This window comes from Brevundimonas sp. A19_0, assembly GCF_017744255.1.
In the GTDB taxonomy this organism is placed as follows: Bacteria; Pseudomonadota; Alphaproteobacteria; order Caulobacterales; family Caulobacteraceae; genus Brevundimonas.
This window is the reverse complement of sequence record NZ_JAGHQP010000032.1, coordinates 1-9028: the sequence shown is the minus strand read 5'-3', so window position 1 is coordinate 9028 and position 9028 is coordinate 1. Positions and strand designations below refer to the sequence as shown.

Here is a 9028-nt window from a genome sequence, read left to right as displayed (position 1 = left end):
CCGCATTGCCCGTCAGGGTGTTGTCCAGCGCATTGCCCACGCCGAACGCATTGCCCGCCGACGACGACAGCGTCAGCGCCTCGATGTTGTCGTACAGATAGAAGCCCGACGACGCGACGATGGTGTCATAGCCCTCTCCGGCGTTCTCGAAGACGAGGTCCTGCTGGACGTCGGCATAGTAGGTGTCGTTGCCGGTGCCGCCATACATCTGATCGGCGCCCGTGCCGCCGTCGAGCAGGTCGTTGCCGGAGCCCCCGTCGAGCAGATCGTTCTCCCCGCCGCCATACAAAATGTCGTCGCCACCGTGCCCAAAGAGCTGGTCCCGGCCATTGCGGTCGGACCCATTGGCGACCCACAACGGAGGGATATCGCCGCCGTCGAGGACGTCGTTGAGGTCGGTGCCGTGAAGTACGTCATCGCCCCCCAAGCCCTTGAGGCGGAGCCCAAATCCAGTCAGGGAAACCAGGCCGTCATCGAACCTCAGCAGTTCAACATCAGTGAGCACATCGGTACCGTCAGGACCTGTGATCGTGACAATGTTGCCATCGACCGACCAGTCATACTGAGCCTGCGATCCGGAGAAGACTGCGAAATCGTCCCCGGTCCCGCCATTCAGCTTATCATCACCCAACCCGCCCCAGAGGGTGTCGCTGCCTTCATCTCCGAAGAGGAGATCGATCCCGATGCCGCCAACTATGTGGTCCTGCCCTTGCCCACCGTGAATCTCGCCGCCCTGGGCACCCGCACTCCCGTCGAACTGGTCGTCACCTTGACCCATGTGCACCGGACCGTAGAGGACCCCCTCATTCAGGACCAGGTCAGGCGCTCCCCCCAGCAGTACATCACCCCGTATCGTTCCCGTATTCAGGAGATAACCGCTGGCATACGAAAAATGCCCCGACGCATTAATAGCAATGTCTGCGTCAATGGTGCCGGTGTTTGTGATATTATACGCGTCTGCCCGCATGTAGATGCCGATCCCTGTGCCCCTTTCGCTGGACACGGAGATTTCGCCGGCGTTGGAAACGTTATTGCCGCTCACGACCCGGATGCCCATGACGTTGGCTCCGCCGCCCTGAACAGTGATGGAACCGGAATTGTTGATCCCTCCCACTGTGCCCAGGTTCACGCCGTAGGCATCTCCAACGGCATTCGCGTAGATTTCTCCCGAATTATCAACGTTAAGCCCGCTAGAAGCGCCAAAAATCGCAGCGCCATGGTGAGCACTGGTAAGCTCAATACGCCCCTCATTGATCACTGAAGCCTGGAAAGCCTGGGCGTAGACGCCGTAAGCGAAGGCGTCGTCATTCTCCGATGTGACCGCGACCAGGCCCGTCGCCAGATTTTCGAAAACCGGCCCGAAGCCATAGCCTGCGAGGGTGACGGCGGCGGCAGCCACGTCGGCATTACTAAATGAGCGGATCGTCCCGCCATTCAATAGTCTGAGGGTTTCCGTCGTATTGCCGACCAGGGCCAATGTTCCCAAGCCACCGTCGAGCACCACCTCTTCTCCGGCAGCAAGCGTCAGCGACTCGTACAGCGCGACCCCCGTCTGGTCGAAGCCCTCCGGTTGCGCGGTCGTGCTGAACGATGGCCGGGGCTGTGCGGAGAAAACCACCTGCCCTGAATTCCAGGCATCGGCATTCACCCCAAGAAGGGTGATCGAGTCCGTCGCGGACAAACGAATGATAGTGTCGCTTCCGACCTGCTGGATGGCCTGGGCAGAGGTGTAGCCGTGGATTTCAATCCGGTCTCCAGCAGAGAAGTCCGTGATCTCGTCGTGGCCGTCGCCGGTCCCGTATATAAATGTATCGTCACCTGCGCCTCCCGAGAGAGTGTCTGCGCCCGTGCCTCCGGCGATGACGTCGCGCCCGTCGCGTCCCTCCAGCGTGTCATCCCCCCCTGCGCCGAATAACAGGTTGTCGTGGTCATCGCCCCTGAGAGTGTCGTCCCATTTGCTCCCAAGGACGTCCTCAATACCCGTGATCTCGTCGAGACTGGCGCCTCGGGCCCAGCCCTCGCGCAGATCCAGCGAGACGCCCCTGAGGACACCGGTATAGGTGAGGGTGTCCCGCCCCGCCCCGCCATCGATCACATTTGTTCCCCGGCCCCCCTGTATGAGGTCGTTGCCGGCACCCCCCGTGATGACATCATCGCCCTCCTCTCCAAAGAGGATGTCATCCCGGTCCCCCCCGACCAGATGGTCCGCACCGAACCCTCCATGTACGGCCCCGCGGAGTTCGCCTCCTGTCCCGATGTAGGTGTCCGCCCCCAGCCCCAGCAGAACGTCGCCTTCGATCAGGCCGCTGTTTGACACGCTGTCATCGCCGAGCCTGAGGTCAATTGCCCCCCTGATGGTGCCGCTGTTCACCAAGGTCTGGACGGCATGCTGCGGCGGGGAATACCGTCCGCTGTCATCGAGAACGGCGATGTCGGCCTCGATCGTGCCGGTATTCTCGATACTCACGGTCTCGGCCTGGAAGTGCCGAACCACGATGCCGACGTTCTCTTCGGCACCCCTTGCGATCAGCGTTCCTGAGTTGTCGATGTGGCCGCCCCGCTCTGAGACCACGCCATGGGCAAGGCGGACCCCGATGACCTCCAGTCGCCCGCTGTTCGTCAGGTCGATGCCGTTCATCGCCTGGATCCCTATGGCGTCCATTGTGTTCGACTGGACGCGAAGAGTCCCGGCATTCACGGCACTGAAATCGCTGCCGTGGGTGTAGATTCCGAAGGCCTGCTGCAACGCCGTGACCGACAGGCTCCCCCGGTTGATAAAAGCGGAGCCATAGCCACCCGCGAAATATCCGAATGCGGTTCCTATGTCGGTGGCCGATACGACGGCCGACCCGGTGCTGGTGATTTCTATAAGTCCGCCATCGAAATATCCGCCGGACTCATGGTCGAACAGCGCAGTAACCAAGGGAAAGTTCGTCGAGTGCGTTACCGTGCCGGAGATAGTCAGGTGAGGACTACGCTCGCCCGGGGCTACTGATTGAAGCAAGAAGCCGCTCACGACGTCGCGAAAGTGGAGCGTCTGACCAACACCCAAGGTGAAATCACGAGTTACGAGCTGCGACACACTATTCCCTCCAGACAACTCTGGGACGTTACAGGTCGAGATGAGGATGCAAAAGAGGCAAATGTCAGCAGCGCTGTCCGTTCGACCGCCGCTGGCCGCGATCACGGTCCTGGAGCCGTCTCGCGTGCGGATGATGATGGTGCCGCGGCGCCAGGGGCGGGGGCGGCTCAGGGCAGAGAGTCACCGTCCCGCCCGGGCCAGGTCACGCTGTCCGCGCTGTCGAAGGACCCGCGCGTGAGCGTGTCACGCGAGCGATCCGGTGGAGAGGCGCCGCTGCAACGTCGACCGCCCGGTCGTCGCAATCGAGGCTCCCGCCCCCTGCGCAGATGGAGTACCGTCGGCCTTGAAGGCAGCCGTCAATCAGCCAGGTGGGCTGTCGCCCATGCCTGTGGATCGCGACGAGGCGGGAGGCCTCTGCAGCATGATGGAAGACAGTGTATTCGTGACTGCCGCCTCCTGGATCCAGGCCGTGTTGCTGGGTCCCCTCGCGACCAGTCTTGCGATCATCGCCGTGGCGGTGGTGGGGCTGCAGATGCTGACAGGACGCACCAATGTGCGGCGTGGAGCGACCGTGCTGGCGGGATGCTTTATCCTGTTCGGAGCCGCAACCATCGCCCGGGGGATCATGGGCGCGGCCGCCAACACCTCCGGCGCGCCCTCCCTTGCTGCCCGGCAACACGGGGCCCCCATGACCGAGCCTGCCCTCTCCCCGGTTCCGGCGCAGACGGAAGACCCTTACGCCGGGGCAGCGTTAGCTCGATAGTTAATTGCGGCTCCGCATATTCCCGGGCCCTTAAGGCCGACCACAGATGACTGGCGCAGTGCGGTCAAATTCCGAGATGCGTTCCATGTCATCACGAACCCGAGGGTCATCACAACGCGCAGCGTATTCGCCAGCATCAAATGAAATTTCGTTGTCTCCCTCTTTTAATCTAACAACTTTCGTCGCGCCCGACGGTGTACCCAACATGACCACAGGACATAGCGAAGACTTATAATTCGCAATAGAGTTTGCTTCAGACACTTCTATCGAATGAACGGGCCAATAGGTCGCCAAGCCCGCAGCCGACCTTCTTTGAAGCTCATATATGACAACGCATTGAGGAACGGCGCCAGAAATTTCAATGTTTATACTGGCATTTTCAATTCTGTCTTGGCACCCAGCAACTGCCACGCATGATAGGAAACACACACTCCACCAAACGACGCGATTCCCGATCATTGGATTAACCGATCTATCATGGATCTATAAACCGGGTTACGAAGAGTGGGCCTGATTATATTCATATGACCTATACTCGAGTCGCCCGTGTAGTTAATATTTGTTATGTCGGCAACCGGTCCTGGCGGGCCGAACCTCTGGCGCTGAACGATTGGCTGCCCCTCATACGGGTTAGACCCAGATGGATCAAATCCTGTATAGGATGTACGCTCATTCTGTTGGTAAAAATTTAGCACTGAATCTACGTTTGGAGACGTAAGAACGAGTGGACTTCCGATCAGACTGTGCCCATCAAACACTATCATTGCGTCTACTCGAATCCCACGGCGCCCTAGCTCGTTCGCGATAGTGACAATGTCATTTCCGCCACGGCTATATCCGCTTAAGACTATTCTCGCGTCCGGATTGGCTTCGCTATAGGCGACAATTGATTCTACAGCGTTTCCGATACCAATATCTTCGAACACCCCTCCGTTAGACCGGATAAACCTGCCATACTCGCGATTTTCTCCGGAGTTAGGCCCCCCGGCTCCCGGGACAGCATATAGACACTTCGATCTATCGTCGTGTTCGGCGCCACACATCCCCGTAGGGTCCGAAATGTTTATCGGATCATTCCCGACGTAGGCGTAGAGGTTCATCTGATCCTCGTACCCAACCGGATCGGTCTGCAGGAACCGCCCGAGCGTCGGCGAGTAGATGCGGGCCTTGTAGTGATACATGCCCAGTTCGGGCAGCCAGGTCTGGCCAGTGTACTGGAAGCGGCCGACATTGGTGGCGTCTGGTATACCGTACTCGTCATACCCGTTCGTGTTGGTCATCACCCCGGTCGCGTCGGCAATGCCGATGATCGACCCCTGGTGATCGGCATACAGATGGCGGGGGGACGTCGTTGCGGTTCCCTCGTACCACACCAGCGGAACATCGGTACCGCTTCCGTGCCCGTAGCGGCGCAGCAGCGTGCCGAGTCCATCGTACTCGGCAACCAGGGCGCTGCCGTCGTAGAGATACTGGGTGGGGGCATGGCTGTTGCCCGAGCTCTGGAACAGGCGACCGAGCGGATCCCAGATCAGGCTGGCGCCGTTTGGCCCCGCGATGAGGCGATTCTCGACATCGTAGACGAATGTCGCCGATCCGTCGGACGTCAGGTTACCATTGGCGTCATAGGTAAAGCTGGCCGGCCCGGCAGAGATGTACTGGTTCAGGCCGTTGGTCGTGTAGGCGCGACTGACGATGACGTGCCCGGTGAAGTCGTAAACGGTACTGTCGGCGTCGCGGCTGACAATCTGACTGGCCGGATTGTAGACAAAGGCTGTTGATACGTCATAGCCCGTCGCGGCGGGGTTATGGGTAAGCACCGTGATCCGCGAGGCGCCGTCATAGCCAAAGGTGGAGCTGCCCCCCCAGGCACCCCCGACGCGACGATCCAGGCTGGAAAGACGCCCGGCGGAATCATACTGCGCCCTGTAGACGGGTGTGGTGCCATTGAGGTCGGTGTAATCAATCCTTTGCAGCCCGTCTCGATACAGGCGGAACTGCTGGCCGTCCGGCCAGGTCATCTGCACCCTCGCGCCGGCGGAATTGTAGCTGTAGGTGAGCGCGCGACTGAAGCCACCCATATTGGTCGTCGAGGCCGTAACCCGTCCCAGACCGTCGTAGACGTTGGTCACCCCTTCGCCCGTGTGCCCGTCAAAGCGAGCGTACAGCTGAAGCCCTTGAAGGTCATAGCCGTAATAGACATCCCGCGTCGCCGATGCGGGCAGTCCGGAACCGTCCGGAATGATCTTGGACGTCATACGGTTCAGGGCATCGTAGGTGTAGGTGATCGTGCGACCATCCCGCTTCCTTAGGGCGGTGATATTTCCATTCGCATCATGCCCATACCCTTCGTAGTCGGTCGTGCTCACCGTCCCCGGCGTCGTCGGAGACGGGAAGTTCCAGGCGATCTGGCGGTCCAGCCCGTCATAGGTCATCGACGCCCGGTTGCCATTCGCGTCGGTAACGGTCGCCCGTTGCCCGTTGGGCGTATAGGTGTAGCTGGCATAGTTCTGCTGAAGCGTGGTTCCCACACCCTGCTGCACCTGGGTCAATTGCCCCGCCAGATCGTAGACGTTCCGCGCGATCCGATCCGGCCCCTGGCTTCCTTCGGTTCCCTGCAGACAGGCCGACGTTGGCAACGCCCCGAATACAGCGGGATTCATGCGGATGGCCGTGCACTCCAGTTCCCCGGCAAGTGTATAGCTGTACTGGGTCACCATCAGCGGCGCGTTCGCAGGGCCGACCGCGACACGGGTCTTTCGACCGGACACATCGTACTCTGTCGAGGTCCGGCCGTTCACCGTCATCGACGCGAGGGCCAGATCTGACTGATCAACGGCCGTGCCTTGCTCGACAAGGATCGGCCAACCGTCGGCATTATATGTTGTGCGTGTGACCGGCACGCCCGCCGGGCCTGCGCCATCGGGATCCGGCCCCATGGTGGCCACCAGTTCCCGATAGGAATTATAGACATAGCGGGTGGTGTCGGCGGCTCCAGGCATCGGACCATCCACCGCGATCACATTGCCCGCTGCGTCGTAGGTCTTCGTTACGGTTATCGGCCCGAGCGAATAGTCCCCGGCTCGCACCGTTTCGGTGATGGGCAGCAGGTTGTCGTTATAGGTATAGCTTGTGACGACCTCGTCCGCAGAGTTGGCGCAACTTGCCTGGGTCCGGCACCGGGAGGTCGAAACCAGCTTCCAGATCGGCCGCCCCGTGTAGACGAGCAGACCCGAGGCATTCATGTATCGGGCCTGCAACTGCTGATAGGTATAACGGACCTGTGGCCGTATCCCGTCCGGGCCGGCCGGCAGGGTCACCGTCTGCACCATGCCGCTGGGAGCGTGATAGGTGTAATCGGTGCGCGCTCCCCGGGCATCGATCGTATAGAGCGGCCGGTTGCAGGTCCGCATCGTCGCGACCGTACATACGCTGGGATAGGCCGCTTCGAAGACGACTGTGGCCGAACCCTGACCCGGCTTCGGCGTCACGGTGATACCGCTCACATTGCCACGCGCGTAGGTGTAGTCGACGCGGTTTCCTTCGGGATAGACGGTGCTGAGAATCCGCCCGGATTCAATAGCGTGGAGGTTCTCGAAGGTCGTGCCGTTCCATGTCTCGACCGTATAGGTGGTGACCCGCCCAAGAGGGTCCGTGATTGTGAACTGGCCAGCTCCGCCCTCGACGACGGTTACCCCCCCGTCAGGAGCAACTGCGGTTACCTGAGTAACGTAGCAGGTAGGGTACCCATAGGGTACAGATCCCCCCTCCCACTGCGTAGCATATGAGTAGTTCCACTGCGCGCCTTGCCTGGAGACAGACTCGGTGCGCATGGCATACATGCCCCCACAATATGACGACTCTACTGACCCAGTGTGGTTGACTGACGTCGCTCCCTTCAGGGCTTGCGTGACCGTGGCTTGTACGCCCTGACTAGTCGTGATGGAGAGTGTCCTGGCTTCCGCAATTCCGCCGTTTGATTGGGTGGTGGTATCCGTTAGGCCCGACATCCGGCCCTCAATGGGCAAGCCGGCACAGGGGCCCGACTGCGATGCGCAGTAGGCGGTGCTGAGGTTTACGAGCGGATGCCCATTCGTGGGCTCGTACTCCAGGCGGTATCCGTAAGTGGACGTCACACCACGGGCATCATATTCGAGCGCGCTGCCGTCCGGCATGGTGATATTTAAGAGATAGGCTGCCTCCAATGGCGCATATGGGGGCCACGCGTATGGTAGATCCGTACGCTTGACGAACCTCCACATCGTTCCATCCGGACGGTAGACGTCGATGTTGGCGGTGTCCTCAACGACGACGGAGCCGTCATTGAGCGTATGGGAGGCAAATGGGTCGAAGGGCGACGGCATATACACGAAAGTTTCGTGGCCCAGGGTGTATACGGTCACCGACCCTTCGCACTCGTTTGCCCCTCCCGCGGGGTTGTACCTGAGATTGCAACCACGCTCGATTTTCGAATACAGCGGCGTTCCCCTGTTGGACGAGCGGGTTAGCGCGTCGCCGGTAATGCTGAGCGCCGGGGCGTCCGTCTCGCCGATACCGATGTGATAGGTCGCCGCCCTGTACTCGCCTGTGCGTAAGTCGACGCCCGCACTGTCGAGCGTCTGGATCCGGGGCGCCTCTGGCAGATCTGCCATGTCCTGGCCCGTCGCCGGCGTCCCCGAGAACGCCAGGGCCGCAAGAATTGACAGGGCCGCGAAAAAGGCGCTTCGGTCCGGCCCCCTCATCCTTTGAACCCGGGACAGGGCATTTTCGATCGCAGACGCAAGACGGGTCGTCATTCGCACAGCCCTACAATGGTCTCGGATTGCTACAGGGGACGATGCCAACGTCAGCTGACATCGATCGATACGGAAACATTGCCGGTAAAGACACTGGACGCCGCTGAGTCGGTGACCAGACAGCGCCAGGTCGACGCCTTCACCCACGGAAATCTCGGTGAGCCGGTAAACTCCCAGTAGGTGGATGCGCCCGTGGGGCTGGTGGGGAAGGTCGCGGGATTCCCGAGCACCTTCTGCCAAACGTAGGTGTAGGGCGGCACCCCGCCCGTAACCGTCACGAGGACAGGTCCGTCCTCCCCGGAAGGGCCGCTCGTCCAAGACGTGGACGAGACTGTAGCCGTCAGCGGCCCTTCCGGGGAGGACGGACCTGTCCTCGTGACGGTTACGGGC

The 9028-nt window shown here is 60.8% G+C and carries 4 protein-coding genes; 1 reads left to right on the top strand and 3 read right to left on the bottom strand.

The window, feature by feature from the left end:
* A partial coding sequence (locus tag J7346_RS14650) for a calcium-binding protein (protein ID WP_348521520.1) occupies nucleotides 1-3082 on the bottom strand: 3082 nt, incomplete at its 3' end.
* 442 nt (nucleotides 3083-3524) lie between these two features.
* Between J7346_RS14650 and J7346_RS14645 the strand changes: the two genes are divergently transcribed.
* Nucleotides 3525-3845, top strand: coding sequence for a TrbC/VirB2 family protein (locus J7346_RS14645; protein WP_348521519.1), 321 nt, complete (start codon nucleotides 3525-3527; stop codon nucleotides 3843-3845).
* Nucleotides 3846-4300: 455 nt separating this feature from the next.
* Here the strand turns inward: J7346_RS14645 and J7346_RS14640 are convergent, their stop codons facing one another.
* Both J7346_RS14640 and J7346_RS14635 read right to left on the bottom strand, forming a co-directional pair.
* Nucleotides 4301-8638, bottom strand: coding sequence for an RHS repeat-associated core domain-containing protein (locus J7346_RS14640; protein ID WP_209120712.1), 4338 nt, complete (start codon nucleotides 8636-8638; stop codon nucleotides 4301-4303).
* Nucleotides 8639-8688: 50 nt separating this feature from the next.
* On the bottom strand, nucleotides 8689-8982 hold the full coding sequence (locus J7346_RS14635) for a hypothetical protein (protein ID WP_245157917.1): 294 nt from the start codon (nucleotides 8980-8982) through the stop codon (nucleotides 8689-8691).
* Nucleotides 8983-9028 lie beyond the last annotated feature (46 nt).